Genomic DNA, 25,634 nt, shown 5'->3' on the forward strand with positions numbered 1-25,634 from the left:
CTGGGGAGCGGGCCTTCGCGGGGGCTGATCGAAGGAATCGGAGGGATCAGAAGGACCGGAAGGGCGGAAGGGACCTGCGGGGCCGGAAGGCCACGGAGCTCAGAACGCGGCCTCGTCCAGCTCCATCAGGTCCAGCTCGACACCCTCGGCGATCTTGCGGGCCAGGGTCACGCCCGGCAGGACGTTGGCCGCGAAGAACTTCGCCGCCGCGATCTTGCCGGTGTAGAAGGCCACGTCCTTGGCGGAGACGGCCTTCGTGGAGGCCGTCTCCAGCTTCTCGGCGGCGATCGCGGCGCCCTTGAGGAGCAGGTAGCCGACGACCACGTCACCGGAGGCCAGCAGCAGGCGGGTGCTGTTCAGGCCCACCTTGTAGATGTTCTTGACGTCCTGCTCGGTGGCCGCGAGGTCGGTCAGCATCAGACCGACGATGGCCTCCAGCTCCACGGCGGCCTTGGCGAGGTGCTCGCGGGCCGCGGAGAGCTCCTCGCCACCGGTGCCCAGCGCCAGGAACTTCTTGATGTCCTCGGCGAGGGAGTTCAGGGCCGCGCCCTGGTTGCGGACGATCTTCCGGAAGAAGAAGTCCTGGCCCTGGATCGCGGTGGTGCCCTCGTACAGGGTGTCGATCTTGGCGTCCCGGATGTACTGCTCGATCGGGTACTCCTGCAGGAAGCCGGAGCCGCCGAAGGTCTGCAGGGACTGGGCGAGCAGCTCGTAGGCCTTCTCGGAGCCGTAGCCCTTCACGATCGGCAGGAGCAGGTCGTTGAGGGCGTGTTCGGTGGAGGCGTCCTCGCCGTTCGTCTCCTTGACCTGGATCTCGTCCTGGACGGCCGCGGTGTACATCACCAGGGCGCGCATGCCCTCCGCGTACGCCTTCTGCGTCATCAGCGAGCGGCGCACGTCCGGGTGGTGCGTGATGGTGACCTTGGGCGCGGCCTTGTCCATGAAGTTCGCCAGGTCGGGGCCCTGGACGCGCTCCTTGGCGTACTCCAGCGCGTTCAGGTAGCCCGTCGACAGCGTGGAGATCGCCTTCGTGCCGACCATCATCCGGGCGAACTCGATGATCCGGAACATCTGGCGGATGCCGTCGTGCTTGTCGCCGATCAGCCAGCCCTTGGCGGGGTGCCGGTCGCCGAAGGTCATCTCGCAGGTGTTGGAGGCCTTCAGGCCCATCTTGTGCTCGACATTGGTGGCGTAGGCGCCGTTGCGCTCGCCCAGCTCGCCGGTCTCGAAGTCGAAGAGGTACTTGGGCACGAGGAAGAGGGAGAGCCCCTTGGTACCGGGCCCGGCACCCTCCGGCCTGGCCAGCACGTAGTGGAGGATGTTCTCCGACATGTCGTGCTCACCGGACGTGATGAACCGCTTCACGCCCTCGATGTGCCAGGAGCCGTCCTCCTGCTGGACCGCCTTGGTGCGGCCGGCCCCCACGTCGGAGCCCGCGTCGGGCTCGGTGAGGACCATCGTCGAACCCCACTGCCTGTCGACGGCGATCTGCGCGATCTTCTTCTGTACGTCGTTGCCCTCCTCGAAGAGGACGCCCGCGAAGGCGGGGCCGGAGGAGTACATCCACACGGCCGGGTTGGCGCCGAGGACCAGCTCCGCGTAGGCCCAGATCAGGGAGCGGGGCGCGGTCGTGCCGCCGATCTCCTCGGGCAGGCCGAGGCGCCAGTACTCGGAGTCCATGAAGGCCTGGTAGCTCTTCTTGAAGGACGCCGGTACGGGCGCGGTGTTGGTCTCCGGGTCGAACACCGGCGGGTTGCGGTCGGCGTCGGTGAAGGACTCCGCCAGCTCGTTCTCCGAGAGGCGGGTCAGCTCCTCGAGGATGCTCTTCGCGGTGTCCGTGTCCATCTCCGCGAACGGACCGGTCCCGTACAGCTTGTCGCGCCCGAGCACCTCGAAGAGGTTGAACTCGATGTCGCGGAGATTCGACTTGTAGTGCCCCATGGCGACGGCTCCGTAAGGGATCGGCGAGGCGCATACTCCTCGCAACCTAGTTCACGTACCAATCAGTAGCTCCCGATGATGCTACCCGTCGGTAATAAGAAGCAACCCCTACGCGGACAAGTGTGAGAAGGGTCTAGTCGGTACGCTTGCGCGCATGTACGGCTACGACCAGAACGTCGGCGCTCAGCAGCAGTACGCCCCGCCGCAGCAGCCCATGTCCGGCGCGGGCGGCTACGGGCAGCAGTCGCCGCTGTACCCGGAGCCGTCCCCGCCCTCGCTCGCCGACGCGGTGCGTGCGTTCACCACCGGCCAGGTGACCGCGGAGGACTTCCAGCAGGTCTTCGCGACCTCGAAGGTCTACTGCCCGCGCGGCGACAACCCCGGCTTCCTCGCCCTGCACAACACCCAGCAGCCGGTGATCCCGATGTTCACCTCGCTCAAGGAGCTGCGCCGGTACGCGGGCAAGGAGTCCAAGTACTTCGTGATCACCGGCTCCGAGGTGATCGACCTGCTCCCGACCGGGTACGGCTTCGTCCTCGACATGGAGGGCGAGCACCGGATGGTGTTCGACGCGAAGGCCGTGGAGCAGATGGTCGAGTTCGCCATGCGCCGGATGTACGGCTAGGTCGGCGTACGGCCGGCCCGGCTGAACGCCCAGCCCGGCTGAACGCCTAGCCCGACTTCCCCGGCCGGCGCGGCAGTCGTAGCGCCAGCCCGTCCAGTACGACCTCCAGGCCGTAGGCGAACTTCCCCTCCCGCAGCGCCGCCGGGTCGGTGGCCGCGGTGGCGAGGTCCTCCTGGGGGCCGGCGGGGTGTGCGGGGCCGGCGGTGGCCTCCTGGGTGGCGGGCAGCAGCCGGGCCACGAAGTCCGCCTCGGTCTCGCCGGAGCGGGCCACCGTGCTCAGCCAGGCCGCCTCGGTGGTGCTCATGCCGATGACGTACGACAGAACCGTGTCCATCGCCCCGGACGGCTCGGGCAGCCCGGCCTCCGTGAACAGGCCTGCCAGCCGCTCGGCGAACGACGTCATGTGGGGGCCCAGATAGACGAGGCCCACCTGGCCGAGGACCGGGGGCAGCCAGGGGTGCCGTAGCGCCGCCCTGCGGAACGACCGGGCGGCCTCGGTGACGGCGGCCCGCCAGTCGTCCCGGTCGTCGGCGGACGGTACGTGGAGCTCGGCGGCGACCTCGTCCACGGCGAGTTCCAGCAGCTCGTCCTTGGTGGCCACGTGCCGGTAGAGCGAGGCCGCGCCGGCGTTCAGGCGGGCGCCCAGCTTGCGCATGCTCAGCGCCTCGATGCCCTCGGCGTCCAGCATGGCGATCGCCTCGCGGACGATCGTCGTTCGGCTGAGAGCCGGCTGGTCGGACCTGGGCTGGGGGCGGACCCACACGGACGGGATCGGGTTCTGCGTCGCCTTGGCTGTCACGGCACTCCTCGGTGCGTACGTCGTTCGCGTCAAGCGTACAGCGATGGATGCTTGCGAACGCTGTTCTGCTATGCGTACAGTGTTCGCATCGAAGGAACGGTGTCCGCAAGAGGTTGGAAGGAAACCGCTATGGAAGCCCGCAACCCACGTCGTTGGTGGATCCTCGTCGTGCTCTGCATGAGCTCGCTGGTCCTGGTGATCGACAGCATGGCGCTGACCGTCGCGGTGCCCGCGATGACCGAGGACCTCGGGGCGAGTGCCCAGGACACCCAGTGGATCCTCGACTCCTACATCCTGGTCTTCGCGGGCCTCCTGCTCACCTCCGGCAGCCTGGGCGACCGCTTCGGCCGGCGGAAGGTGATGCTGATCGGCCTGCTGCTGTTCGGGGCGGCCTCCTTGGCGGCGTCCTTCTGCGGCAGCCCCGGCGAGGTGATCGCCGTACGCGTCGCGATGGGGGTCGGCGGCGCGCTGATCATGCCCTCCACGCTGTCCATCCTCATCACCGTCTTCGACGAGGACGAGCGCGGCAGGGCGATGGCGGCCTGGGGTTCGGTGTCGATGCTGGGGCTGGTGGGCAGTCCGGTCCTGGGCGGCGTCCTGATCGAGCACTTCTCCTGGCAGGCGATCTTCCTCATCAACGTGCCCGTCGTCGCCCTGGCCCTGCTCGCCGGTGTGACGCTCATGCCGGAGTCGAAGGCGCCCTGGCAGAAGGCGGACCCGCTGGGCGCGCTCCTGTCCGCCGCCGGGATGACCGCGCTGGTGTGGTGGATCATCGAACTCCCGGAGCACGGCGTCCTCGGCGGCCGCTCGGGCCTCACGCCGGCGGTGGCGGTCGTGTCCCTGGTCGGATTCGTGATCTGGGAGAACGTCAGCAAGGCCCCGATGGTCCCGCTGGTCCTCTTCAAACACCGCAACTTCAGCGGCGGTTCGCTGTCCCTGGCCCTCGTCCAGATCGGCAACGGCGGTCTGCTGCTCGTCCTCACCCAGTACCTGCAGTTCGTGCTCGGCTACTCGGCGATCGAGGCCGGTCTGGCCTTCCTGCCCCTGGCGGTCGCGGCGCTGGTCGGCAACGGGGTGGGCGTCAAGCTGGCCGCCAAGTACGGCAACCGGTACGTGATCCTCGCCGGGATGCTGGCCATGGTCGTCTGCTTCGTCCTGATGACCACGGTGGACGCCGACTCCGGCTTCACGGTCCCGGCCCTCGCCCTCGGGCTGCTCGGCCTCGGCGCCGGTCTGGCGATGCCGGCCGCGGTGGGGGCGCTGATGAGCACCATCCCCGAGGACAAGGCGGGTGTCGGCTCGGCCTTGAACGACACCATCCAGCAGGCCGGCACGGCCCTCGGTATCGCGATCCTCGGATCGCTGCTGTCGAGCGGCTTCACGTCCCGGATGCCGGCGGACGCGCCGGACGAGGCGAAGCACTCGATCGCCGGGGCGCTGACGGTCGCGAACGGCGACACCGGCCTGGTCCGGGCGGCCCGGGAGGCGTTCACCGCCTCGATGTCGACGACCTTCATGGTCAGCGCGATCGGCGTCCTGGTCGCTGCCGTGGTCGCGACGCTGGTGATGCGCGACGACAGGACCGGCGGGGGCGACGAGCTCGATGGGGACGACGAGACTGGCGACGAGAAGGCCGGCGCGAGCAAGGCGGAACCGGCCGGGGCCGGGGCGGAGTCGGCCAAGGGGGCGGAGTTGGTCGCCTGAGCCTGGTTGAGTGGTCGTAGGAGGCCGGTGCCCCGCGCGGGGCACCGGCCTCCTGGCGTTGTTCGCGTCCGCCACCCCCTCCTGTAGCCCCCAGCGGGAATGCCTGCCGCGCTGTGTCGGTTAGGGGTGGCAGAAAGTTCAATGCTCAACTAAACTCGGAGCACAAGGAGGTACCGACATGCCTGCAGTGACCGTCGAGAACCCGCTGGCGCTGCCGCGAGTCGCCGCACCCGCGGACGCCGTGGCCCGTCCCGTACTCACCGTGACGACCGCGCCCAGCGGATTTGAGGGCGAGGGCTTCCCGGTGCGCCGAGCGTTCGCCGGGATCAATTACCGTCACCTGGACCCGTTCATCATGATGGACCAGATGGGCGAGGTCGACTACGCGCCCGGGGAGCCGAAGGGCACCCCGTGGCATCCGCACCGCGGCTTCGAGACCGTCACCTACATCATCGACGGCATCTTCGACCACCAGGACAGCCAGGGTGGCGGCGGCACCATCACCAACGGCGACACCCAGTGGATGACGGCCGGCTCGGGCCTGCTGCACATCGAGGCCCCGCCGGAGTCCCTGGTCATGTCCGGCGGTCTCTTCCACGGGCTCCAGCTGTGGGTGAACCTGCCGGCCAAGGACAAGATGATGGCGCCGCGCTACCAGGACATCCGCGGCGGCAACGTCCAGTTGCTCACCACTGCCGACGGCGGCGCGCTCCTGCGCGTCATCGCGGGCGAGCTGGACGGTCACGACGGCCCCGGCATCACCCACACCCCGATCACGATGGTCCACGCGACGCTGGCGCCGGGTGCGGAGCTGACCCTGCCGTGGCGCGAGGACTTCAACGGTCTGGCGTACGTGCTCGCGGGCAAGGGCGCGGTGGGCGCGGAGCGGCGTCCGATCCACCTGGGGCAGACCGCGGTCTTCGGCGCGGGCTCCTCGCTGACCGTCCGCGCGGACGAGCAGCAGGACTCCCACACGCCGGACCTCGAGGTCGTCCTCCTGGGCGGCCGGCCGATCCGTGAGCCGATGGCCCACTACGGCCCGTTCGTCATGAACACCAAGGACGAGCTCCAGCAGGCGTTCGACGACTTCCAGAAGGGCCGCCTGGGGACGATCCCGGCGGTGCACGGGATGTCGGAAGGCGGCCTGTAGGACTCGCGTAGTTCAGTAGGCTACGAACAGGCCCGAAGCCGCAACTTTGGTTTGCGGCTTCGGGCCTGTCTCAGTTCGTTGGCGTTACGCGATTACGGGAGCACGTAGATCGGCGCTCCCTTCGGGCTGCATCCCACCTGTCGCATGCACCCCCGCTTCAGCAGCATCCGCAGGCAGTCGTGGACGCGGTCATGGGGCAGGCCCGTACGGTTGGCGATCTCCTCGATGCGAGGACTGGTCTCGCCCTGCACCAGCGCCGGGGCGAGGCAGGCCGCGACCGAGTGGACGTCGTCGGTGATGACGAGGTTCTTCGCCTTCCAGGCGGCGAGGAGTTGTTGGGCGGTCAACCTCGGTTCCGGGGGGCCGGTGCGTTCGGTTGGCCGGTGCAGAGACTGAGCGAGGTTCTGCAGCGCCTCGGCGATTCTGTCCTGGTTGCGGCTGATCTGCCTGAGCAGTTCATTGCGCTCCCCGGCGGCGGCCGCCAACATCTCGTCCGCCGCCAGGTTGCGCTCTTCGAGTCGCATGATGGCGTCGGCGACCTGCTGGGGCATCAGGTAGGCGGTGCCACCGCTGGCGGGGGGCGGTGCGGGGGCCGGTTCCAGAGAGTAGGAGCCTTCGCGCTGGACGGTGGTGATGACGTGGGAGACCCACGCCTTGAAGGGCTGCGACTCCGGCTTCGTGCAGCCGTTGACAAGCTGGATGAGTCCGCGAAGGTTGACCAACTTCATGTGTTTCTTGAGCCCGTGACCTGCAATCTTGCTCGAACCGTCGATCCTGTCGACGGTTCGTGCAAGATCGTCCAGGGATGCTGTGTGTTCTTGCGCGACGCCGTGACGCAGTGCGTCCCGGGTGTTCGCGTAGCCGAGTTCAGTGGCCACGTCCACCGCCGGGAACCAGTGCGTCCCATCCGGCAACGTCATCCTCCGCACCCGCGCCCCCGTGGCCGCGAACACGAAGTCGTTGATGTCGATCGCGTCCCGCTGCTGTTCCGCCGACCAGTCCGGCGGCGTGTTGTTCTGCTCGTTCATCGAGCATCACCTCCGCTCCGGAACGTAGGCATCGGTCTGTGCAACTCGGGTTTACAGCAGGGATGTTCACTCGAAAGTGGATCAAGGTATCGAACACATGCACCTGAGTCCCATTCGGCGGGCCGCAGCGCGACACCGAACCTGACGTATGGCCAGATAGGAGCGTGGACGCACCGCAACCGCTCCTTCCCGACCCCGTTCGCCGTCTCGGAGCCTGGTGTGGCGTCGCCCTGCTCGTCTCCGGAGTCGTCTACGTCGCGGTCCGCCTCTGCGTGGAGTTCCGTACGGCCGTCGTGCCCGTGCTGCTCGCGTTGCTCGGGACCGCGTTGCTCGGGCCTCTGCATCGGCGGCTGGTGAAGGCGAAGGTCAACCGGTCCGTCGCCGCCGGGATCACCTGTGTCGCGGTGGTCGCCGTAGTCGGTGGAGCCGTGTACATCGTGGTGGCCGCGCTCATCGACACCGGGGACGAGATCCTCACCTCGCTGAAGAGTGCGGCGCAGGGGCTCGCGGAGCATTTCGGGGCCGCCGGGACCTCGCTGGACGACGTCGCCTCCAACGCGCGGGAACTCCTCGGCAAGTTCGGGGGGACGGCGGCCTCCGGTGTCCTCAGTGGGGTCAGTGTCGTCGGCGAGTCCATCGCCATGGCCGTACTCGCGCTGCTGCTCGTCTTCTTCTTCCTGCGGGATTCCCACAAGGCCATCGGCAGCCTGCGGTCCGTCGCCCCGCGGCAGAGCGGTGACCTCATGGAAGCCATGGCCCGGCGGGCCTTCGAGGCCGTCGAGGGGTTCATGCGGGGGACCACGCTGATCGCTTTCATCGACGCTCTCTGCATCACCGTCGGGCTGCTCGTCCTTGATGTACCGGGCGCCGTCGGACTGGGGGCGCTCGTCTTCGTGGGGGCCTACATCCCCTATCTCGGCGCGTTCATCTCCGGCGCCGTCGCCGTGCTCGTCGCGCTCGCCGACCGGGGGTTCGTGATCGCCCTGTGGGCGCTCGGGGTGGTGCTCGCGGTGCAGGTGCTGGAGGGACACGTGCTGCAGCCGATGATCCAGAGCCGGACCGTCCAGATGCATCCGGCCCTGGTGATGCTCGCCATCACGGCGGGGGCCTCGATGGCGGGGATCCTGGGGATGCTGCTCGCCGTACCGCTGACCGCCGCCGCCTTCGGCGTCGTACACGAGCTGCGGACGCGCTACGGAGTTCCGGCGGAGTCGACTGCGGAGTCACCGAACGACTCCGCAGCGGACTGACTGGACGGCTTCTCGGCCGAGTGACTGGACAGCTCCTCGGCGGAAAGACTGGACAACTCCCCGGCAGGGTCAGCGAAAAGCCCCCCGGCGGGCTCACCGGACGTGTCCGCCTCGGGCCCGTCCGACGCCTCGTGGAGCTCGAACCAGATGCTCTTCCCCTCGCCCCTCGGATCCACTCCCCACGCGTCCGCTAGCAGTTCGATCAGCATCAGACCGCGCCCCGAGGAGGCCAGCTCGCCGGGCCTGCGCTTGTGCGGGAGGTCGTCGCTCGTGTCGGTGACCTCCACCCGCATCCGGCGCCGAACCGCCCCGTCCGATCCGCCCGCCCCGCTCCGGCCGCCCCGCACCTCGGCCAGCAGCAGCGCGTCGGCGTCGGTGTGGACCAGGACGTTGGTCAGCACCTCGGACAACAGCAACACCGCCGAGTCGACCTGGTCCGCCGACCTCCAGTCGTGCAGCAGCTCCCGCAGCTGATGGCGGGCCACCGCCACCCGTTCCGGTTCCGCCTGGGCCACCGACAGCATCGTGCGCCGGACCGTGGGGCGTATGACCACCGTGTCGTCGCATCCGCAGCCGTCCCCCTGCCGGCACAGCAGGAGTACGGCGATGTCGTCCTCGCGGCGGTCGGCCAGCGCGCCGGTGGTGTGGTGGGAGGACGGTCCGTGGACGGCCTGGACCAGGGCGTCGGCCAGCTCCTCCAGGTCGCCCTCGTGTTCCTCGAGGATCGCGCGGATGCGTTTCCAGCCGGTCTCCATGTCGTGGCCGCCGGTCTCGATCAGGCCGTCGGTGCAGAGCAGGAGCGTCTCGCCGGGCTCCAGAGTGATCCGGGTGGTGGGGTAGTCGGCGTCCGGGTCGATGCCCAGCGGAAGGCCGCCGGCCGTCGGGCGGGCCAGGACCGTGCCGTCCGCCATACGGATCGCCGGATCGGGATGACCGGCCCGGGCGACGTCCAGGATGCCGGTCGTCGGGTCGGCCTCCACGTAGAGACAGGTCGCGAAGCGCAGGTCGGCGGCGTCCGGGTCGCCGTAGGTGATCCCGTGCAGGAAGCGGGACGCGCGGGAGAGGACCGCGTCGGGGCGGTGGCCCTCCGAGGCGTACGCGCGCAGGGCGATGCGGAGCTGGCCCATCACGCCGGCCGCCCGGACGTCGTGGCCCTGCACGTCACCGATGACCAGGGCGAAGCGGCCGTTGGGCAGCGGGATCATGTCGTACCAGTCGCCGCCGACCTGGAGGCCGCCGCCGGTGGGCACATAGCGGGCCGCGACGCTCATGCCCGGAATCCCGGGACCGAGGGTGGGGAGCATCGAGCGCTGGAGGCCGTCCGTCAGCTCCCGTTCCGACTCCGCCAGGCCCGCCCGGGACAGCGCCTGCGCGAGCATTCTCGCCACGGTCGTCAGGACCGAGCGCTCGTCCGGCGTGAACGCCACCGGATAGGCGAAGGCCGCCATCCACGCGCCCATCGTGCGGCCGGCCACCGTCAGCGGCAGGAACGCCCAGGAGTGACGGCCGAAATGCCGGGCGAGCGGCCAGGCGGCCGGGTAGCGGGACTTGTAGGCCTTGGGCGTGGAGAGATAGACGGCACGGCCGGTGCGGACCACCTCTGCGGCGGGGTAGTCCGTCGCGAGGGCCATGTGGGAGAAGGCGCTCTCGTCGCCGGGCTGCTGGCCGTGCTGGCCGATGATCGTGAGGCGGTCGCCCTCCATACCGAAGACGGCCAGGCCGTCCGGGGAGAAGCCCGGCATGGACAGGCCGGCCGCGACCCGCAGGACCTCCGCCGTGGAACGGGCCTCGGCCAGCGCACGGCCCGCGTCCAGCAGGAACGCCTCGCGGGAGCGGCGCCAGTCGCCGGTGATCGGGGTGCGCGCGGCGGTGCCCGGCGGCGGCTCGGCGACCTCCTGGAGGGTGCCGATCAGCTCGTACTCGCCGGTGGCGGGGTCGACGATCGGTTTGGAGCGGCTGCGCACGGTACGGATGACACGGCCGTGTTCGTCCATGATCCGCAGCCGGGCCTCCGCGAGGGTGCCCTCGGCGACGGCGAGCCGGACTATGCCGTCGATCTCGTTCCAGTCGACGGGGTGGAAGCGGGAGCGCATCGCCCCCTCGGTGAGAGTGGTCGGCCGGGCGGGCAACCCGACCAGCCGCGCGGCCTCGGCGTCCAGGATGACGAGGCCCGCGTCGTTGTCCCAGCGCCACAGGCCGGTCGCGAGAGCGACGAGGGCCTCCCCCACGGCGGGCAGGGGGTCACCAGTACGCATTGACCTACTTTATGGAGAGGCGACCGAGCAGTGCCACTGATCCGCGGACCTAAATGGTGGGGAGTCGATCTCGGGGTGCCCGGTACGCTTGGCGGAGTTTCACGTGAAACAGACGCGCGAAACAGACTCGTGCAACAGACCCCGATCCGCGAAGACTGGATGAAACGACGATGCACCGGTACAGGTCCCACACCTGCGGCGAGCTCCGCGCCTCTGACGTCGGCACCGACGTCCGGCTGAGTGGCTGGCTGCACAATCGGCGCGACCTGGGCGGCATCCTCTTCATCGATCTGCGCGACCACTACGGCATCACGCAGCTCGTCGCCCGTCCCGGCACGCCCGCCTACGCCGCTCTCGACTCGCTGACCAAGGAGTCCACGGTCCGCGTCGACGGCCAGGTCGTCTCCCGTGGCACGGAGAACGTGAACCCCGACCTGCCGACCGGTGAGGTCGAGGTCGAGGTGAGCGAGGTCGAGCTGCTCGGTGCCGCCCAGCCGCTCCCCTTCACCATCAACACCGAGGACGGGGTCAACGAGGAGCGGCGCCTGGAGTACCGCTTCCTGGACCTGCGCCGCGAGCGCATGCACCGCAACATCATGCTGCGGACGTCGGTCATCTCCGCGATCCGGCACAAGATGGTCACCCTCGGCTTCAACGAGATGGCGACGCCGATCCTGACGGCGACCTCCCCCGAGGGCGCCCGTGACTTCGTCGTCCCCTCCCGTCTGCACGCGGGCAGGTTCTACGCCCTGCCGCAGGCGCCGCAGCAGTTCAAGCAGCTGCTGATGATCTCCGGCTTCGACCGCTACTTCCAGATCGCGCCCTGCTTCCGGGACGAGGACGCGCGCGCGGACCGTTCGCCGGGCGAGTTCTACCAGCTCGACGTCGAGATGAGCTTCGTCGAGCAGGAGGACGTCTTCCAGCCGATCGAGCGGCTGATGACCGAGCTGTTCACGGAGTTCGGCGGCGGCCGTGAGGTCACCTCGCCGTTCCCGCGGATCCCGTTCCGCGAGGCGATGCTGAAGTACGGCTCCGACAAGCCGGACCTGCGCGCCAAGCTGGAGCTCGTCGACATCACCGACATCTTCGAGGGCTCGGAGTTCAAGGCGTTCGCCGGCAAGCACGTGCGCGCGCTGCCGGTGCCGGACGTCTCGGCGCAGCCCCGCAAGTTCTTCGACCAGCTCGGTGACTACGCCGTCTCGCAGGGTGCGAAGGGCCTGGCCTGGGTGCGCGTCACCGAGGACGGCTCCCTCACCGGCCCGATCGCGAAGTTCCTGACCGAGGAGAACGTCGCGGAGCTCACCAAGCGGCTGTCCCTGGCCGCCGGTCACGCCGTGTTCTTCGGCGCGGGCGAGTTCGACGAGGTCTCGAAGATCATGGGCGCGGTGCGGGTCGAGGCCGCCCGGCGGGCCGGGCACTTCGAGGAGAACGTCTTCCGGTTCTGCTGGATCGTCGACTTCCCGATGTTCGAGAAGGACGAGGAGACCGGGAAGATCGACTTCTCGCACAACCCGTTCTCGATGCCCCAGGGCGGCATGGACGCCCTGGAGAACCAGGACCCGCTGGACATCCTGGCCTGGCAGTACGACATCGTCTGCAACGGCGTCGAGCTGTCCTCCGGCGCGATCCGGAACCACGAGCCCGACATCATGCTCAAGGCCTTCAACATCGCGGGCTACGACAGCGAGACGGTGGAGCGTGAGTTCGCCGGCATGCTGCGCGCGCTCCGCTTCGGCGCCCCGCCGCACGGTGGCATCGCGCCCGGCGTCGACCGCATCGTGATGCTGCTGGCGGACGAGCCCAACATCCGCGAGACGATCGCCTTCCCGCTCAACGGCAACGCCCAGGATCTGATGATGGGCGCGCCGACGGAGCTGGACGAGTCGCGGCTCAGGGAGCTGCACCTGTCGGTGCGCAAGCCGCAGCCGAAGTAAGGCAAGCCTTTCGAGGCGGCTGATCGCAAAGGGACCGGAAATCGCCCGTCGATTTCCGGTCCCTTTTGCGTGCGTGCGGAAAACGGGCCCTTTTCTCAGCTCGTTGACAGGGTTCTTACCTAACTTCCCGGCGCATGACAGTGAATCAACAGCCTCAACAGCCGCAGGACTCCCAGGATCTGACGCGCCGCAAGGTCGTTGCCGTGGGCGCCGGAGCGATCGCGGCGGTGGGCCTCGGCGGCACCGCCTTCGCGACGAACGCGACCGACGGCCACAAGGACGGCACCGACGCCGCGAGTTCGACCGAGGACTGCTACAAGCTGACTACCGAGACCACCGAAGGCCCCTACTACATCGACGCGGACAAGCTCCGCCGGGACGTCACCGAGGACCGGGAGGGCATCCCGCTGCTCCTCGCGCTCAAGGTGATCGACTCCGAGACCTGCAAGCCGATCAGGAACGCCGCCGTCGACATCTGGCACTGCGACGCGGTGGGCGTCTACTCCGGGTACGAGGACGTGGGCAACGGGGGCGGGGGCGGACCGGCTCCCACCGGAGCGCCCACGGGCACCCCCACCGGTACGCCCACCGGGCCTCCCCCGGGCGGCGGCCACCAGGAGCCGACCGACGACTCCCGCTACCTGCGCGGCACTTGGCGGACGGACCGGCACGGCCAGGTCACCTTCAAGACGATCTTCCCCGGCTGGTACCAGGGCCGTTGTGTCCACATCCACACCAAGGTGCATGTGGACGGTGAGTGGACGGACGCCGGCTACGAGGGCGGGCACACCTGCCACACCGGCCAGTTCTTCTTCGACGAGAAGTCGGTCCTCGCCTCGGCGGAGCTGGAGCCGTACGCGTCCAACACCGCCGAGCGCACCACGCTCGACGAGGACTCGATCTACGACGGCAGCGGCACCCAGGGCGGCCTGCTCCGGCTGAGGTACGACAGGCGGGATCTCGCCAAGGGCGTCCACGCCTCGCTCACGGTCGGTGTCGACCCCGAGTCCACGAACGACGGTCAGGGAATGCCGCCGCGGCCGAGCGCCTCAGCCTCCGCATAAGGGAAGCCTTTCCTGAATCCATAAAGGACGGGAAGCTTCGGAGGGGCTTGAATCGCCCGTTGCTTTCAAGCCCCTTCTGCCGGTGCGTGGGAATGCCATGGGAAACCACAGCCCCTTCCCACCGCGTTGACAGCCTTCTTACCTAAATTCCCGACCCATGACGGGAAACCACACGGCTCAAGGGCCGAAACACAAGCAGGATCTGACGCGTCGCAAGGTCGTCGTGGCGGGCAGTGCCGCCGTGGCCGCGGTGGGCGTGGGCGGCGGCCTCGCCATGACGGCCTCCGCGGACGAGACGACGGCGGCCGCCTCGTCGGGCACGGCTTCGAGTACGTCGAGTGCCGCGGAGGCCTGCTACCAGCTGACCTCGGAGACCACCGAGGGTCCCTACTACATCGACGCCGACAAGCTCCGCCGGGACATCACCGAGGACAAGGAGGGCATCCCGCTGACCCTCACCCTCAAGGTGATCGACTCCGAGACCTGCAAGCCGATCAGGAACGCCGCCGTCGACATCTGGCACTGTGACGCGCTGGGCATCTACTCCGGCTACGAGAGCGTGTCGACCGGCGGCGGCAGCGTCCCGACCGGCGCTCCCTCGGGCGCGCCCACCGGAACGCCGACGGGTGAGCCGCCGTCGGGCAGGCCGTCCGGCGGTACCGGCGGTGGCGGGGGTCACCAGGAGCCCACCGACGACGAGCGGTATCTGCGCGGCACCTGGAGGACCGACAAGCAGGGCCAGGTCACCTTCAAGACGATCTTCCCTGGCTGGTACCAGGGCCGCTGTGTCCACATCCACACCAAGGTGCATGTGGACGGTGAGTGGACGGACGCCGGCTACGAGGGCGGGCACGCCTGCCACACCGGCCAGTTCTTCTTCGACGAGGAGTCCGTGCTCGCCTCCGCCGAGGTCGAGCCGTACTCCACCAGCACCACCGAGCGCACCACGCTCACCGAGGACCACATCTACGACCAGAGCGGCACCCAGGGTGGTCTGCTCAAGCTGAAGTACAACAAGAAGAACATCGCCCGGGGCGTTCTCGGCACCATCACGATGGGCGTCGTGCCTGACGAGACGAACGACGGCACCTGATCATCGCCCGGGTCAATGGGTATCGCACGGTTTACCCGGTTCCTCTTGTTCTCATACGTGAACCTGAAACCAACCCATTGACCCGGAAGATCAGCCTCCGTAACGTCCCCCAGTGCCCGCGTACGTGATTGCAGTTCACGTATGTGCACCACGAGGGAGACAACGATGTCAGAAGCCGTGACACCACCCGACGCCGAACGCCGAGCCGTGGGCAAGTTCCTGCGCCGCATGCTGCCGATCCTGGTCCTGATGCTGCTGGTCAACCAGATGGACCGGACGAACGTCGGCTTCGTCCAGGACGAACTGCGGGCCGATGTCGGGGTGAGCGCCACCGCGTACGGTCTCGGCGCCGGCCTCTTCTTCATCGGGTACGCGCTGTTCGAGGTGCCGAGCAACATGCTCCTGGAGCGCTTCGGCGCCCGGGTCTGGCTGACCCGCATCATGATCACCTGGGGTCTGGTGATCGTGGCGATGTGCTTCATCCACAACGTCACGCTGTTCTACGCCCTGCGTTTCCTCCTCGGTGTCGCGGAGGCGGGCTTCTTCCCCGGGGTGCTCCTCTACTTCACCCAGTGGCTGCCCGACTCAAGCCGGGGCCGGGCGAGCGCGATCTTCCTCGGCGGCTCGGCGACGGCGTACATCGTGACGGGACCCATCACGGGCGCGCTGCTCGAACTGCACGGAGCGGGCGGATTCGCCGGCTGGCGCTGGATGTTCGCGCTGGAGGGCGCCTTCTCGATCCTCGTCGGTGTGATCGCCGGATTCTTCCTCGTCTCCCGGATCGAGGACGCCGGCTGGCTCACCCGGGAGGAGAAGGACGCGCTCAGCGCGGCGGTCGCCCGTGACGAGGAGGCCCGCGCACGGGCCCCGAAGGTGTCCCGCCTCAGGCTCATCCTCCATCCGCAGGTCGCCCTGCTGACCGGCGTCTTCTTCGCGATGGCACTCACCGGGTACGCGATCACCTTCTGGCTGCCGAGCCTGGTCGACGACATCGGCGGTCTCTCCCCGTTCCAGGTCGGGCTGCTCACGGCCATCCCGTGGATCTGCGCCGTGATCGCGATGTACACGGTGAGCCACTACACCGACAAGGCGCCCGACCGCCGCCCGTATCTGGCGATCGCCCTGGTCCTGTCGGCCGTGGGCACCTTCCTCGCCACCCTGGGCTCCCCGTGGTTCGGACTCGCAGCGCTCACGCTCGCCGCGGTCGGCGGGAAGTGCGCGGCCACCCTGTACTGGCCGATGGCCCAGTCCGGACTCGACCTCAAGATCGCCGCGCCGGGACTGGCCGTGGTCAACTCCATAGGAAACCTGGGCGGTTTCGTCTCCCCCACGCTCTTCGGCTACCTCAAGGACACCACCGGCAGCACGAACGGCGGCCTGTACACCCTCTCCGCCGCGTCACTGCTCGCGGTGATCGGGGTGTTCTACGTCAGGAACACCCGCGGCACGCCGGACGCTCCCGCGCGGACCGCGGCCCCGGAGACGGGCGCGCGACCGGTCGTCTCCTGACGACCAGCAACACCAGCAACACCAGAAGGCGCCCGGGGTGACCACGCCCCGGGCGTCGGCGTACGCACCGCCCGCCACACCTGTGGCCCGGAAGGTCGGGCACTGACGGGCGCCGACGCCGATGCGTGACGGGCACCTCATGGGCGCCGCACAGATTTCTCGTGGGGGAGGCACAGAGGCAAGCGGTCTCATGGGGAACACGACAGCCGTACGACTCGCGTACGACCCTGAGTCGCCGGAGGTGGAAACCGTGGCATGCGCAGCCCTGCTCTCCCTGCTGCTGATCGCCGGTGCGGTGGGCGCGGTCGTCGCGCGGCGCCGCGCCCACCGGCCGGACGCCCTGTCCGACCTGGACGAGGAGGCCGAGGCCAACCGCTGGGTGGTACGGCTCGGCGGCAGCCTGTCCGCCCTCGACGTACGGACCCTGGCACGCGCCGACCGGACCGCGGTCCAGGCCCTGACGGACGCCACCGAACGCCTCGGCACCGCCCGCGCCCAACTCGCCACCGCCAACTCCGGCGCGGAGTACGCCCAGGTGAAGCGCACCGCCGCGGAAGGACTCCAGCACGTCCGCGAGGCTCGGACCGCCCTCGGGCTCGACAGCGACCAGCCGGCACCGGGCGGGGGCGGTGGCGGTGTGACGAGCGGCGTCTTGTCGGGCGGGCTCTCGTCGGGCCGGGGGTGAGCGCCCCTCGCTGCCCGGCGGTTGCCGTCCCGCACCTCAGGCCCGCCAGGCGGAGACCACGTCCCGCGCACTCCACACCAGCTCGACGCCGGCGTCGGCCAGGGGCCCCGTCGTACCCGAGAGGGACACCACGGCGAGACCTGTGGAGCCGGGGGCGAAGCCGGGTACTTGGGCGGCGCCCGTCTGCAGGGCGGCCAGGTCGTGATGGTCGAACGGGGAGGAGAGCCACTTCACGGAGCCGGCGAAGTGGAGGGTGTTCGCGACGGGGGCGCGGTCGGCGCCGATCAGGTCGATCTCCGGGGAGAACTTACGGTTCCACCAGCCGCCCACCTCGGCGGTGTCGGGCCAGGGGAAGTCCCCGGACACCGCGGCCAGTTCCAGCGCTTCCCGGATCAAGGGCTCCACGGCCCTGCCCCGCCAGGCGGCCCAGCGGCGTACGACGAGCCGGTACGCGGCCTCGGGGCGGCCGCGTCGCGACAATGCCTGCGCGGAACGCATGGCGGCCAGGTAGAGGCGGAGATTGCTGTCCGCCACGCGGTAGAGGGCGGGCTTGCCCGGGCTGGTGGACAGCGGGGTGTCGGCGGCGAGGACCCGTTTCTCCTCGGTGAGCCGTCGCAACAGGGGGGACAGTATCCCCGACGGCAGCGCACCACTCTGACTCCCCGCCGTCGCCGCGATGTTGGCGTGCGTACGGTCTCCGCTGCCCACCGCCTCCAGTACCCGGCGGGACTGGTCGGGCGCGGGGAACTCGGCCATGAGCGTCGCCTCCGGGACACCGAAGAGCGGTGAGGCCGGGTCCGCGCACTCCGCCTCGATGAAATCGAGTGCCGGGGTCGCCTGCGGCCACGCACGCAGAATCCCCGGCAGGCCTCCGGAGACGAGATGCGCGTCGATGGCATCCGACGCGTCCAGCCCCAGCGCGTCCCCGGTCTCGGCCGGGTTGAGCGGCCCGAGGACCAGGCTGTCGGCCCGCCCGTAGAAGGGCCGGTCGTACGCGGTGAACCGCTCCATCATGTGCAGGTCGCTGCCGAGCAGCAGCAGGAGCACGGGTCTACCGGCGAGCAGTCTGTCCCAGGCCGTCTGCATCGCCCCGTCGAACACGGGGTCCTGCTCGGCGAGCCAGGGCAGCTCGTCGAGGACCACGACGCTGGGCGAGTCGGGCAGGACGGCGGCGAGTGCGCGCAAGGCGTCGGGCCAGTTGGTCGGGGCGCTCTTCGGTACGAGTTCCGGGTCGGCCGGGAGGGAGGACTCTCTCAGTTCGGCCATGAAGTCGGCGATGCCCTCCCGGGGGGAGGCGCCCTTGGTCGCGGTGAAGAAGACGTACGGTCGCCGGGCCCGATCACAGAACTCCTGCACCAGCCGCGACTTCCCGACCTGCCGCCGCCCCCTCATCGCGACGGCCACCCCGGCACCGTCGGCTGTGACACGGTCGAGGCGCTTGTGGAGGAGGGCCAGCTCAGTCTGGCGGCCTACGAAAGGGGTGGGCATGAGGTCTCCCCGAGCCGGGTTTCTGGATGCAGTGCTATGTAGATTCATTCTACGTAGAATCAATCTACATAGCACTCGGAACAGTCGGAGCGGGGTTCGGTGACCCCAGTTCGCACCACACGTACTTGCCCCGGTTGCCGTGCCTCGACAGCGGCTGCCAGCCCCAGACATCGGCGCAGGCGCGGACGAGGGCGAGGCCGCGACCTTCTTCGGCGTCGGTCAGGCTCGTCAGCTCACCCGGTGGTTCGGGTGGTTCCGGGTCCGCGTCCCACGCGCCGATCCGCAGAACCCCGGCCGACCGGCGGACGCGGAGGGCGGCGGGGCCCTTGGTGTGGCGTACGGCGTTGCCGACCAGCTCCGTCGCAAGGAGTTCGGCGACGTCGGCGAGGCCGATGAGGCCGTGCATCGTGAGGATCAGGCGGAGGGTGCGGCGGCTGACGGTGACGGCTCTGGGGTCCTGGGGGACGTACAGCGTGTACTCCCAGGGTTCGGTTTCGGGCATGGGTGACTCCGTTCGGTGGGGGTGAGGGTGGGGGCTGCGGCGCGCGGGCGGTGGCATTGCCACGTCCGCCATGGCAGGGCGGAGCGGTGCGCTTCCGGGGTCCCGGTTTCGCAGGGTGTGCGTCGCGTCACTGACGGTAGGGGGTAATCTTTCTCCCGTGCAAGCCGCTTGCATAACCTTGCACTCGATCGGGGTGTCCAGCCCGGCGCAGGGTCAGCGCTGTTGTGGAAGTGGGAGTCAAATGCCGGTGAGGATCCAGCCGACCGCCCGCCAGGTTCGCCTTGGTGTTGAGCTGCGCAAACTACGCGAGGCGGCCGGTCTGTCGTCCCGTGACGCGGCTGGGCTGCTGGGAGTGAGTCCGGCGAAGATGAGCCAGTTCGAAGCGGGCAATGCCGGGATCAGCGAGGAGAGGGTGCGCAGGTTGGCGGGCCACTACGCCTGTCCGGACGCAGAGTTGATCGAAGCGTTGGTGGAGATCGCGACGGACCGCACCCGGGGTTGGTGGGAGGAGTTCCGGGGCGTACTGCCACCCTTGTTCCTGGATCTGGCGGAGTTGGAGTTCCACGCGACCTTGGTCCAGGAGATCGGCACCACTCATGTCACCGGGCCGCTGCAGACCGAGGAGTACGCACGCGCGGTCTTCGAGTATTGGCGTCCGGAACTTCCGGTGAGTGAGTTGGATGCAAGGGTCGCCCACCGTATGCACCGCAAAGCGGTCCTCGCCAAGGGCGGCGAGACTCCTTACACGGCAGTACTGCATGAGTCGGTCTTGCGTACGCGGGTAGCCGATCGGCGCGTGGCCCAAGCTCAACTGCTCGAAGTCCTACGGCAGTCCGAGCAGCCTGGCGTCACTGTGCGCGTGATCCCGTTCGATGTCGACGGTTTCGCCGGGGCGAGCGCAGCGCTGCTGTACGCGACCGGACGGGTGCCAGCGCTGGACACAGTGCAGAAGGACACACCATCGGGCGCAGCGTTCGTGGACGCAGTGGCACAGCTCCAGGCGATGCGAACACTCTTCCGTAAAGTGGAGTCGGCATCGCTGGACCCCGCCCAATCGCGGGACTTTGTCCATCGCCTCGCGAAGGAGCTGTAGACATGACCCAGTGGCAGAAGTCGTCCTTCTCGAGCGGTTCGGATGGTTCGTCCTGCGTTGAACTCGCCCACGGGGATCCCGCGTTCCGCCTCCGTGAAAGCGACGACCCTGCGCGAATACTCTCCGTCACCCGCGACAGTCTGGCCGCGCTGCTGGCGCACCTGCGCGCTGACCGATAGCGCACTCGCGAAGGAGCTGTGAGCCGTGATCCAGTGGCAGAAGTCCACCTTCTCCAGTGGGAGCGACGGGGCCAACTGCGTCGAACTCGCCCACACCAAAGCCTTGTTGCTCCTCCGTGAGAGCGACGTCCCCGCCCGAATACTCCCCATGGCCCCCACCACCCTCGCCGCCCTCCTGGACCACCTCCGCGACGCTCCCACCCGTTGACCCCCGTATCGAACCGCCCGGGCGCCACCACCCGGGCGGTGTCGAACTACCGCGCCACGAACTCCGTCAGGATCGCCTGCACCTCGTAGATGTCGACCCCCTTGGTGAAGGTCTTCTCGATCGGTACGGAGTTGCCCGACACCCAGATCTTCAGCTCGGCGTCGAGGTCGAAGGTGCCGGCGGTCTCCACGGCGAAGTGGGTGATGCTGCGGTACGGGATGGAGTGGTACTCCACCTTCTTGCCGGTGATGCCCTGCTTGTCGACCAGGATCAGTCGGCGGTCGGTGAACAGGATGACGTCGCGCACCAGTTGGTAGGCGGCCTGTACCTGCTCACCGCCGCCCAGCAGGCGCGCGTAGTCCTGCTGCGCCTGGCTCGGGTCGACGGTGTGCGCGTTGCCGAACATGCCCATGTGGATCCCCCACTCGGTTGGCATATGTGGCCGGAAGCGTTCCGTTTCGCCCCGGCTTCACATGATCTTCGTGTTGTATACCGTTCGGGTGGTAACTGTGTACAGGGGCTGCGGGAGATGTGATCACGAGCGGCAACCCTTCTCGGATCCGCGGCCACTGACGGGGTGACAGTACGTTCCACCCTCCCGTAAGGACCCCCCTTCGTGGCAACCCCCTCCCACCGCCGGTCCCTCCGCAAGCGGCGCACCCTCGTCGTCTCCGCCGCCGTCGCGGCCGCCGGCCTCGGCACCTCCTTACTCGTGATGAACGCGAACGCGGAAGCCGTCGACCTGTTCCACCAGACGCTCGCCGCGAAGGACGGCTGGGCGTCCTCCGGCACCGGAACCACTGGCGGTGCGAAGGCCGACGCCGCGCACACCTTCACCGTCAGCACGCGCGCGCAGCTGGTGAAGGCGCTGGGGTCGGCCTCCGACACCACCCCGCGGATCATCAAGGTCAAGGGCACGATCGACGCCAACACCGACGACGCCGGCAAGAAGCTGACCTGCGCGGACTACGCGTCCGGCACCGGCTACTCGCTCTCCGCCTACCTGAAGGCGTTCGACCCCGCGAGCTACGGCACCTCGAAGCTGCCGTCCGGCACGCAGGAGACCGCGCGGGCTGCCGCGCAGGGCAAGCAGGCCAAGAACATCGTCTTCAAGGTGCCGGCCAACACGTCCGTCGTCGGCGTCCCCGGCACCAAGGCGGGCATCACCGGCGGCATGCTCCAGATCCAGAACGTGGACAACGTCGTCGTCCGCAACCTCACCTTCGCCGCCACCGAGGACTGCTTTCCGCAGTGGGACCCGACCGACGGCGACGACGGCAACTGGAACTCCAACTACGACTCCGTCACCCTGCGCGGCGCGAGTCACGTCTGGGCGGACCACAACACGTTCACCGACGCGCCGCACCTCGACAGTGCCAACCCGAAGTACTACGGCCGCGAGTACCAGATCCACGACGGAGCCCTCGACATCACCAAGGGCTCGGACCTGGTGACCGTCTCGCGCAACCAGTTCACCAACCACGACAAGACGATGCTGATCGGCAGCAGCGACACCGACAGCGTCGGCAAGCTGCGCGTCTCCATCCACCACAACGTGTGGAAGGGCATCGTCCAGCGCGCACCGCTGGCCCGCATCGGCCAGATCCACATCTACAACAACCACTACGACGTCACGACCCTCAACGGCTACGCGACGCAGTACAGCATCAACTCCCGCGCCAAGGCCCAGGTCGTCGCGCAGAACAACTACTGGACGGTCCCGTCGGGCGGAAAGGTCGCCAAGCTGCTGAGCGGTGACGGGACGGGGTCCGTGGCGGGCAGCGGCAACCTCGTGAACGGGACGGCGACGGATGTCGTCGCGGCGTACAACGCGGCGTCCTCGAAGGACCTGAAGACGACGGTCAACTGGACCCCCACGCTGACGGCGGAACTGGAGTCCTCGGCGAAGAACCTGCCGACCTCGCTGGGGTCGACGACGGGTGCGGGCGTTCTGAAGTAGCGGATGCCGAGGGGCCCGGGACGTGCTCCCGGGTCTCTCCTGGAGTCTGCCGGGCAGGCCGCCGACCGGGCGGTTCACGCGGGGCGCATGACCTTTGGCGGTCGCTCAGGCCTGGGAATCGGCCCAGAAGGTGAAGATCCTCGAGAAGCCTGCCCGTACGGCGCCGCTCCGCGTGAGCACGGACCGGTCGACGCCGGAGAAGACAGCTGCGAGGGAGACGTCGGCGGGCAGGACCCGGCCCGCGGCCTGCACGCTTACCTTCCTGCCGCTTCCGAGACCCGACTGCCGCACCGTGATGACGACACCGGGGTCTTCGGCGTCGGGCTGCCGGGACAGCTCGTACGCACGGCGGTTGATCGCCGTGAGCCTGTACGCGTCGCCCAGATACGTCATGTTCAGGGAGCGCCCCCGGTGCGTAAGCCCCCAACGGTTCCGGCTCATCCGCACGAGCCCGTCGCCCACTCGGAGCGTCGCACGGTTGAGGGTCGGCATCGACAGGACGTCCGTGTGCGCGCCACGCGCCTCGAACGTGGACGCGGGGATCAGAGCACCCCGCACATCCGTGACGATCACGTTCGGCACGTCCCGGCCTGCCGGGTACACCACCCGGACATCGCCGAGCTCCGGAGAAGTGCCCTCCCAGCCGAACTTCGTTCGCCCGGCGGGCTGTTTCTCCTTCCAGTACGTGAGAGTGAAAGGGCTGATGGTCGTGTGCATGCCGTCCTTCGCGCGGAGTAGCGACCCTGTCCTCGTCGTGAACGTCCGTCGCCTGGTCCAGCTTCCCGTTGGCGCGCGACGGCCCGATCAGGTCACGTACCGGCCGTCCCACGGTTCGGCGAATTCGAGGCGGTCGGGGTAGAGCTCGGCCCAGGACTCGCCCTCCGCCTCGCGGATCACCAGGCCGAAACGGACGCCGTCGAGGGTGACCTGGAAGGGGCGGACGGCGATGTGGGTGTAGGAGCGGCGGGGGAGGCTGCGCAGGAGTTTCGCCAGGTGGATCCGGGCGCGGCCGAGGACCGAGTCGTCGCCGGACGGGGCGGCCTGCTGCTCGGCCCAGGTGCCCGCGCACAAGAACTCCGAGTCTCGGTAGTGGCCCTCGGCGTCGAAGGTGTGGAGCACGGTGTAGAGGCGCTTCTGCTCTTCCCAGCCCTCGTCCGGACGGAACCCCTCGGGGAAGGCATACGTGATCGACGCCAGGAACTGACCGTCCGCGTAACGGCCGATGCTCTCGGTGTGACTTCTGGGTACGTAGGCGATCGGAATGACCTCGGGAACTGCCATTGCCATGGCGGAAACCATACGGTCTGGCGCGGACGTTCCGGCAGGGGGTACGGCCGGGGCCCGGGAAGTGGAGTGCTTCCCGGGCCCTTCGTTCTTCCTGCTGTTCCGGCCGGTTACGCCGGCTCACCGCCGAAACGCTCCTTGTACGCCGCCAGGTCCTCGTCCGTGAGCTTGGCGAAGAGGACCGGCGGAACGGTGAAGGGGGTGCCGACGGGGACGGCGGTCAGGGACTTCGCGTCCGCCTCGGAGACCCAGGTGGCCGTGTCGTCGGGGAGGGCGAAGGCCGCGCGCATCGCCGCCGAGGCCGTCGGGATGAGGGGCCCCGAGACCACCGCGTACAGGTGGATGAGGTTCATCGCCGTACGGAGGGTGAGCGCGGCGGCGTCCTTGTCGGTCTTGATCTCCAGCCAGGGGGCCTTCTCCTCCAGGTAGGAGTTGCCGGCCGACCACAGCGCGCGCAGGGCGGCCGCCGCCTTGCGGAACTGGAGGGCCTCCATGTGCTCCTCGTACTCGGCGAGAAGCCGTGCGATCTCCTCGCCCAGCTTCGTCTCCGCCTCGCCCGCCGTGCCGCCCGCCGGGACCTCCTCGCCGAAGCGCTTCTTCGAGAAGGACAGGACGCGGTTGACGAAGTTGCCGAGCGTGTCCGCGAGGTCCTTGTTGACCGTCGCCGTGAAGTGCTCCCAGGTGAAGGACGAGTCGTCCGACTCGGGGGCGTTGGCGATCAGGAAGTAGCGCCAGTAGTCGGCGGGGAGGATGTCCAGGGCCTGGTCGGTGAAGACACCGCGCTTCTGGGACGTGGAGAACTTTCCGCCGTAGTACGTCAGCCAGTTGAAGGCCTTGACGTAGTCGACCTTCTTCCACGGCTCGCGCACGCCGAGCTCCGTGGCCGGGAACATCACCGTGTGGAACGGGACGTTGTCCTTCGCCATGAACTCCGTGTAGCGGACCGGGTTCTCACCGGAGTCGGCCTCGTACCACCAGGACTTCCAGTCGCGGTTCTCCGGGTCCTGGTCCGCCCACTCCTTCGTCGCGCCGATGTACTCGATCGGGGCGTCGAACCAGACGTAGAAGACCTTGCCCTCCGCCGCCAGCTCCGGCCAGGTGTCCGCCGGTACCGGGACGCCCCAGTCCAGGTCACGGGTGATCGCCCGGTCGTGCAGCCCCTCGTTCAGCCACTTGCGGGCGATGGAGGAGGCCAGCTGCGGCCACTCCTCCTCATGGGCCGCCACCCACTCCTCCACCTCGTGCTGGAGCTTCGACTGGAGGAGGAAGAGATGCTTGGTCTCGCGGACCTCCAGCTCCGTGGAGCCGGAGATGGCGCTGCGCGGGTTGATCAGGTCCGTCGGGTCCAGGACCCGGGTGCAGTTCTCGCACTGGTCGCCGCGGGCCTTGTCGTAGCCGCAGTGGGGGCAGGTGCCCTCGACATAGCGGTCCGGGAGGAAACGGCCGTCGGCCGGGCTGTACACCTGGCGGATGGCGCGCTCTTCGATGAAGCCGTTCTCGTTCAGCCTGCGGGCGAAGTGCTGGGTGATCTCGACGTTCTGCGGGCTGGAACTCCGGCCGAAGTAGTCGAAGGCGAGCGCGAAGCCGTCGTAGACCGCCTTCTGCGCGTCGTGCGCCTGCGCGCAGAACTCCGCCACGGGGAGGCCCTGCTCCTTCGCCGCCAGCTCGGCGGGGGTGCCGTGCTCGTCGGTCGCGCAGATGTACAGGACGTCGTGGCCGCGCCGGCGGAGGTACCGGGAGTACACGTCCGCAGGGAGCATGGACCCCACCATGTTGCCCAGGTGCTTGATTCCGTTGATGTACGGAAGGGCGCTGGTGATGAGGTGTCGAGCCATCGGAGGCTGCTCCCAGGTCGGTCGTCTTACGAACCTTGAAATCGTAGC

General features: G+C 68.8%; 23 protein-coding genes. 13 read left to right on the top strand and 10 right to left on the bottom strand.

What is annotated here, in order from left to right:
- Positions 1–99: 99 nt before the first annotated feature.
- Entirely contained in the window at positions 100–1,941 is a 1,842-nt protein-coding gene (locus OHA64_RS24410) for an acyl-CoA dehydrogenase (protein WP_405616473.1), read from the bottom strand.
- A 154-nt stretch (positions 1,942–2,095) separates the two neighbouring features.
- On the opposite strand from OHA64_RS24410, the gene OHA64_RS24415 reads away from it, so the two are divergent.
- Positions 2,096–2,566, top strand: a complete 471-nt coding sequence (locus OHA64_RS24415) for an SseB family protein (RefSeq protein ID WP_362432871.1) — start codon at positions 2,096–2,098, stop codon at positions 2,564–2,566.
- Positions 2,567–2,612: 46 nt separating this feature from the next.
- On the opposite strand, the gene OHA64_RS24420 is transcribed toward OHA64_RS24415, so the two are convergent.
- Positions 2,613–3,365, bottom strand: a complete 753-nt coding sequence (locus tag OHA64_RS24420; protein ID WP_405616476.1) for a TetR/AcrR family transcriptional regulator — start codon at positions 3,363–3,365, stop codon at positions 2,613–2,615.
- Positions 3,366–3,494: 129 nt separating this feature from the next.
- On the opposite strand from OHA64_RS24420, the gene OHA64_RS24425 reads away from it, so the two are divergent.
- The gene (locus tag OHA64_RS24425; RefSeq protein ID WP_405616478.1) at positions 3,495–5,069 is read left to right on the top strand and encodes an MFS transporter; all 1,575 of its coding nucleotides are present in this window, start codon (positions 3,495–3,497) and stop codon (positions 5,067–5,069) included.
- 178 nt (positions 5,070–5,247) lie between these two features.
- Entirely contained in the window at positions 5,248–6,219 is a 972-nt protein-coding gene (locus tag OHA64_RS24430) for a pirin family protein (RefSeq protein WP_405616480.1), read from the top strand.
- A 92-nt stretch (positions 6,220–6,311) separates the two neighbouring features.
- Here OHA64_RS24430 and OHA64_RS24435 read toward each other — a convergent pair whose 3' ends face one another.
- Positions 6,312–7,247, bottom strand: coding sequence for a Bro-N domain-containing protein (locus tag OHA64_RS24435; RefSeq protein ID WP_405616482.1), 936 nt, complete (start codon positions 7,245–7,247; stop codon positions 6,312–6,314).
- Positions 7,248–7,411: 164 nt separating this feature from the next.
- On the opposite strand from OHA64_RS24435, the gene OHA64_RS24440 reads away from it, so the two are divergent.
- Positions 7,412–8,497, top strand: coding sequence for an AI-2E family transporter (locus tag OHA64_RS24440; RefSeq protein WP_405616484.1), 1,086 nt, complete (start codon positions 7,412–7,414; stop codon positions 8,495–8,497).
- Here OHA64_RS24440 and OHA64_RS24445 read toward each other — a convergent pair.
- Entirely contained in the window at positions 8,440–10,752 is a 2,313-nt protein-coding gene (locus OHA64_RS24445) for a SpoIIE family protein phosphatase (protein WP_405616486.1), read from the bottom strand. The two genes, OHA64_RS24440 and OHA64_RS24445, sit on opposite strands and share 58 nt — an antisense overlap.
- A 170-nt stretch (positions 10,753–10,922) precedes the next feature.
- On the opposite strand from OHA64_RS24445, the gene aspS reads away from it, so the two are divergent.
- From aspS to OHA64_RS24470, 5 genes are all read left to right on the top strand, one after another.
- A complete protein-coding gene (gene aspS, locus OHA64_RS24450) occupies positions 10,923–12,686 on the top strand; it encodes an aspartate--tRNA ligase (RefSeq protein WP_405616488.1) in 1,764 nt (587 codons plus the stop codon).
- Between the two features lie 134 nt (positions 12,687–12,820).
- Entirely contained in the window at positions 12,821–13,750 is a 930-nt protein-coding gene (locus OHA64_RS24455; RefSeq protein WP_405616490.1) for an intradiol ring-cleavage dioxygenase, read from the top strand.
- 157 nt (positions 13,751–13,907) lie between these two features.
- The gene (locus OHA64_RS24460; RefSeq protein ID WP_405616492.1) at positions 13,908–14,843 is read left to right on the top strand and encodes a dioxygenase; all 936 of its coding nucleotides are present in this window, start codon (positions 13,908–13,910) and stop codon (positions 14,841–14,843) included.
- 165 nt (positions 14,844–15,008) lie between these two features.
- Positions 15,009–16,352: an MFS transporter gene (locus tag OHA64_RS24465; RefSeq protein WP_405616494.1), complete on the top strand. Its 1,344-nt coding sequence runs from the start codon at positions 15,009–15,011 to the stop codon at positions 16,350–16,352.
- A gap of 250 nt (positions 16,353–16,602) precedes the next feature.
- Entirely contained in the window at positions 16,603–17,037 is a 435-nt protein-coding gene (locus OHA64_RS24470) for a hypothetical protein (RefSeq protein WP_405616497.1), read from the top strand.
- Between the two features lie 36 nt (positions 17,038–17,073).
- Here OHA64_RS24470 and OHA64_RS24475 read toward each other — a convergent pair whose 3' ends face one another.
- The gene (locus tag OHA64_RS24475) at positions 17,074–18,525 is read right to left on the bottom strand and encodes an ATP-binding protein (protein ID WP_405616499.1); all 1,452 of its coding nucleotides are present in this window, start codon (positions 18,523–18,525) and stop codon (positions 17,074–17,076) included.
- A 64-nt stretch (positions 18,526–18,589) separates the two neighbouring features.
- Positions 18,590–19,027 (bottom strand): ATP-binding protein, encoded by a 438-nt coding sequence (locus OHA64_RS24480; protein ID WP_405616501.1) that lies wholly within the window; start codon positions 19,025–19,027, stop codon positions 18,590–18,592.
- Between the two features lie 241 nt (positions 19,028–19,268).
- On the opposite strand from OHA64_RS24480, the gene OHA64_RS24485 reads away from it, so the two are divergent.
- Genes OHA64_RS24485 through OHA64_RS24495 form a run of 3 tightly spaced genes read left to right on the top strand, consistent with a single transcriptional unit; the run spans position 19,269 to position 20,507 of the window.
- Positions 19,269–20,120, top strand: coding sequence for a helix-turn-helix domain-containing protein (locus OHA64_RS24485; protein ID WP_405616503.1), 852 nt, complete (start codon positions 19,269–19,271; stop codon positions 20,118–20,120).
- A 2-nt stretch (positions 20,121–20,122) separates the two neighbouring features.
- The gene (locus OHA64_RS24490) at positions 20,123–20,299 is read left to right on the top strand and encodes a DUF397 domain-containing protein (protein WP_405616505.1); all 177 of its coding nucleotides are present in this window, start codon (positions 20,123–20,125) and stop codon (positions 20,297–20,299) included.
- Between the two features lie 25 nt (positions 20,300–20,324).
- Positions 20,325–20,507 (top strand): DUF397 domain-containing protein, encoded by a 183-nt coding sequence (locus OHA64_RS24495; protein WP_405616507.1) that lies wholly within the window; start codon positions 20,325–20,327, stop codon positions 20,505–20,507.
- 46 nt (positions 20,508–20,553) lie between these two features.
- On the opposite strand, the gene OHA64_RS24500 is transcribed toward OHA64_RS24495, so the two are convergent.
- Positions 20,554–20,919, bottom strand: a complete 366-nt coding sequence (locus tag OHA64_RS24500) for a PH domain-containing protein (protein ID WP_405624081.1) — start codon at positions 20,917–20,919, stop codon at positions 20,554–20,556.
- 204 nt (positions 20,920–21,123) lie between these two features.
- Here OHA64_RS24500 and OHA64_RS24505 point away from each other — a divergent pair, with 204 nt between their 5' ends.
- The gene (locus OHA64_RS24505) at positions 21,124–22,467 is read left to right on the top strand and encodes a polysaccharide lyase family 1 protein (RefSeq protein ID WP_405616509.1); all 1,344 of its coding nucleotides are present in this window, start codon (positions 21,124–21,126) and stop codon (positions 22,465–22,467) included.
- A gap of 105 nt (positions 22,468–22,572) precedes the next feature.
- Here the strand turns inward: OHA64_RS24505 and OHA64_RS24510 are convergent, their stop codons facing one another.
- From OHA64_RS24510 to metG, 3 genes are all read right to left on the bottom strand, one after another.
- Entirely contained in the window at positions 22,573–23,184 is a 612-nt protein-coding gene (locus OHA64_RS24510; protein ID WP_405616511.1) for a hypothetical protein, read from the bottom strand.
- An 87-nt stretch (positions 23,185–23,271) separates the two neighbouring features.
- Entirely contained in the window at positions 23,272–23,748 is a 477-nt protein-coding gene (locus tag OHA64_RS24515) for a hypothetical protein (RefSeq protein ID WP_405624082.1), read from the bottom strand.
- Positions 23,749–23,861: 113 nt separating this feature from the next.
- Positions 23,862–25,586 (bottom strand): methionine--tRNA ligase, encoded by a 1,725-nt coding sequence (gene metG, locus OHA64_RS24520; protein WP_405616513.1) that lies wholly within the window; start codon positions 25,584–25,586, stop codon positions 23,862–23,864.
- Positions 25,587–25,634: the final 48 nt, after the last annotated feature.

It is taken from the genome of Streptomyces sp. NBC_00076 (assembly GCF_045041235.1).
Taxonomy (GTDB): Bacteria; Actinomycetota; Actinomycetes; order Streptomycetales; family Streptomycetaceae; genus Streptomyces.

Excerpts from the sequence above, each read along its gene's own strand:
- OHA64_RS24500 (WP_405624081.1), bottom strand. The coding sequence starts at position 20,919 with ATGGGCATGTTCGGCAACGCGCACACCGTCGACCCGAGCCAGGCGCAG.
- OHA64_RS24415 (WP_362432871.1), top strand. The coding sequence starts at position 2,096 with ATGTACGGCTACGACCAGAACGTCGGCGCTCAGCAGCAGTACGCCCCG.
- OHA64_RS24485 (WP_405616503.1), top strand. The coding sequence starts at position 19,269 with ATGCCGGTGAGGATCCAGCCGACCGCCCGCCAGGTTCGCCTTGGTGTT.
- OHA64_RS24435 (WP_405616482.1), bottom strand. The coding sequence starts at position 7,247 with ATGAACGAGCAGAACAACACGCCGCCGGACTGGTCGGCGGAACAGCAG.
- OHA64_RS24490 (WP_405616505.1), top strand. The coding sequence starts at position 20,123 with ATGACCCAGTGGCAGAAGTCGTCCTTCTCGAGCGGTTCGGATGGTTCG.
- OHA64_RS24510 (WP_405616511.1), bottom strand. The coding sequence starts at position 23,184 with ATGCACACGACCATCAGCCCTTTCACTCTCACGTACTGGAAGGAGAAA.
- OHA64_RS24430 (WP_405616480.1), top strand. The coding sequence starts at position 5,248 with ATGCCTGCAGTGACCGTCGAGAACCCGCTGGCGCTGCCGCGAGTCGCC.
- OHA64_RS24460 (WP_405616492.1), top strand. The coding sequence starts at position 13,908 with ATGACGGGAAACCACACGGCTCAAGGGCCGAAACACAAGCAGGATCTG.
- OHA64_RS24455 (WP_405616490.1), top strand. The coding sequence starts at position 12,821 with ATGACAGTGAATCAACAGCCTCAACAGCCGCAGGACTCCCAGGATCTG.
- OHA64_RS24480 (WP_405616501.1), bottom strand. The coding sequence starts at position 19,027 with ATGCCCGAAACCGAACCCTGGGAGTACACGCTGTACGTCCCCCAGGAC.
- OHA64_RS24410 (WP_405616473.1), bottom strand. The coding sequence starts at position 1,941 with ATGGGGCACTACAAGTCGAATCTCCGCGACATCGAGTTCAACCTCTTC.
- OHA64_RS24445 (WP_405616486.1), bottom strand. The coding sequence starts at position 10,752 with ATGCGTACTGGTGACCCCCTGCCCGCCGTGGGGGAGGCCCTCGTCGCT.
- metG (WP_405616513.1), bottom strand. The coding sequence starts at position 25,586 with ATGGCTCGACACCTCATCACCAGCGCCCTTCCGTACATCAACGGAATC.
- OHA64_RS24465 (WP_405616494.1), top strand. The coding sequence starts at position 15,009 with ATGTCAGAAGCCGTGACACCACCCGACGCCGAACGCCGAGCCGTGGGC.
- OHA64_RS24515 (WP_405624082.1), bottom strand. The coding sequence starts at position 23,748 with ATGGCAGTTCCCGAGGTCATTCCGATCGCCTACGTACCCAGAAGTCAC.
- OHA64_RS24425 (WP_405616478.1), top strand. The coding sequence starts at position 3,495 with ATGGAAGCCCGCAACCCACGTCGTTGGTGGATCCTCGTCGTGCTCTGC.
- aspS (WP_405616488.1), top strand. The coding sequence starts at position 10,923 with ATGCACCGGTACAGGTCCCACACCTGCGGCGAGCTCCGCGCCTCTGAC.
- OHA64_RS24475 (WP_405616499.1), bottom strand. The coding sequence starts at position 18,525 with ATGCCCACCCCTTTCGTAGGCCGCCAGACTGAGCTGGCCCTCCTCCAC.